Raw genomic sequence first — 247 nt, forward strand, 5'->3', positions numbered from 1 at the left:
CTCGGCAGGCTTCTCGCTGACGCGCTTCTGGCTCGGCGCGGAATGCCCATGCACCTCGTCCTTGACCTGCGCCTTGATGCTGGTCTTGGGCTTGGCTGTCGCGGAATGGCGCTTGCCCTTGGCCTTGGGCGTCGCACTGTCATTGCGCACGCGAGGCTTGGCCCAGCCTTCACCACGCTTGAGCTTCTCGCGCTTGGGCTTGGCCTGGGTCACCTCGACATCGCTGTCGCGCTTGACCTTCTGGTTG

At 64.8% G+C, this 247-nt stretch carries 1 protein-coding gene; it reads right to left on the bottom strand.

Annotation, left to right across the window (positions count from 1 at the left end):
- Positions 1-247: hypothetical protein (locus R0J88_RS22480; protein ID WP_410901241.1), on the bottom strand; the 247-nt coding region annotated here is incomplete at both ends.

It is taken from the genome of Pseudoalteromonas sp. SIMBA_162 (assembly GCF_046535955.1).
GTDB lineage: Bacteria > Pseudomonadota > Gammaproteobacteria > Enterobacterales > Alteromonadaceae > Pseudoalteromonas > Pseudoalteromonas marina.